Raw genomic sequence first — 1,729 nt, forward strand, 5'->3', positions numbered from 1 at the left:
GAGACCGGCGTCAGCACGACGCTTAATGCTGTGCGCGAGCGGAGTGCGGTGAAAGTCGCACGCTCCGTTCTTCGGGGGCCCTATGCCCGGGAGGGTGTGAGGCTACCCTCTTGAAATTATTTGACGGTAAAGAGATACCTGGCACTATTAAATAATAGAAATTTCAGGCGATCGTGATGAGAGCAGATGTCGACGAATTTGACGCGTATCTGAACCATCTGGCGCAGGCATTAGGGCACGCCGATCGCCATGCCGGCCTCAAGGGCTATTGCTCGGGCCTGGTATTGCCGTTGTCGCGCAAGAGCGTCGAGCCGATGGCCGCGCATATTGACCCACTTCACGCGAGTGCGAAGCACCAGTCACTGCACCACTTTGTGGCCAAGGCAGAATGGTCTGACCGGGCAGTCTTGCAGCGGGTGCACGAATGGGTGATGCCCGCGTTAGACGCGCACGCTGCTGAAGAGACCGGTTACTACTGGATTATTGACGACACGGGTTTTCCAAAGAAGGGGCGTCATTCGGTCGGGGTGGCGCGTCAGTACTGCGGGCAACTCGGGAAGCAGGACAACTGTCAGGTTGCCGTGAGCCTGTCGATCGCGACGCAACGCGGCAGCCTGCCGATTGCCTGGCAGCTGTATGTCCCCAAAGAATGGATCGACGACCGGGACCGTGCCCGTCGTGCGGGCATTCCCGACGAGCTGGTCTTCGAGACCAAGCCCCAGATTGCGCTGGCCCAACTTCGCGAGGCTATGGCATCCGGCGTTGCGTCCGGTATCGTGCTGGCCGATGCGGGGTACGGCGACGAAACCGCTTTCCGGGATGGCATAACTGAACTGGGTTTGCTGTACGCGGTAGGGATCCGGCCTGGCACCTCTGTGTGGGCGCCCGGTACGGCGCCACTTCCGCCCAGGCCCTGGAGCGGGCGCGGCAAGCCACCGACATTGCTGCGCCGTGCGCCCGGCCACGAACCGCTTGCGGTGAAGGAACTGGCCATGCAATTACCCGTGAACGCCTGGCAGAGCGTCACCTGGCGCGAAGGCAGCAACGCAGCACTCTGCTCACGTTTTGCCGCCGTACGGGTTCGTCCCGCGCATCGTGACTATTGGCGAAGTACCGTTCGCGACGAGCAATGGCTGCTCATTGAATGGCCCGATGGCGATACGGAGCCACTCAAATACTTTCTGAGTACCGCCCCCGGGGAGGCAACACTGGAGCAGCTTGTGTTCGTGACAAAGATGCGCTGGCGCATCGAACGCGACTATCAGGACCTGAAACAGGAGTTCGGACTCGGTCATTACGAAGGGCGAGGCTGGCGTGGCTTTCATCACCATGCCACACTGAGTATCGCTGCATATGGGTTTCTGATGGCCCGGCGACTCAGAATGCAATCAGATGCACGCGGTAAAAAAAACTTCCTCGAACGCGCGCTGCCTGACCTTTCCCCGGGTTACATCCCACGGGGGAGTCCAGCGCGCTCAACGCCACGTTCCTGATTCCATCGCCACGTTGCGTATTCTGCTTGGATTACGGCTCATGCAACGATGGCACTCTTCCCGTACGGCAATAAACTGCACAAATAATTTAAAGAGGGTAGCCTCACACCCTCCCGGGCATAGGCCCCCCGAAGAACGGAGCGTGCGACTTTCACCGCACTCCGCTCGCGCACAGCATTAAGCGTCGTGCTGACGCCGGTCTCGCCGCAACGCACGAGCCCTTCGCAGGCGATCAT

General features: G+C 60.2%; 2 protein-coding genes. One reads left to right on the forward strand and one right to left on the reverse strand.

Annotation, left to right across the window (positions count from 1 at the left end; genetic code table 11):
* Positions 1 to 176 precede the first annotated feature (176 nt).
* On the forward strand, positions 177 to 1,493 hold the full coding sequence (locus tag HV796_RS42070; RefSeq protein ID WP_175233521.1) for an IS701 family transposase: 1,317 nt from the start codon (positions 177 to 179) through the stop codon (positions 1,491 to 1,493).
* Between the two features lie 38 nt (positions 1,494 to 1,531).
* Here HV796_RS42070 and HV796_RS43810 read toward each other — a convergent pair.
* Positions 1,532 to 1,729: hypothetical protein (locus tag HV796_RS43810; protein ID WP_217478242.1), on the reverse strand; the 198-nt coding region annotated here is incomplete at its 5' end.

The sequence above is a fragment of the Paraburkholderia humisilvae genome, from assembly GCF_902859855.1.
GTDB classification, from domain to species: domain Bacteria; phylum Pseudomonadota; class Gammaproteobacteria; order Burkholderiales; family Burkholderiaceae; genus Paraburkholderia; species Paraburkholderia humisilvae.

What these genes read in the sequence shown, in the direction of transcription:
- HV796_RS42070 (WP_175233521.1), top strand. Translation starts at nt 177, where the DNA reads ATGAGAGCAGATGTCGACGAATTTGACGCGTATCTGAACCATCTGGCG.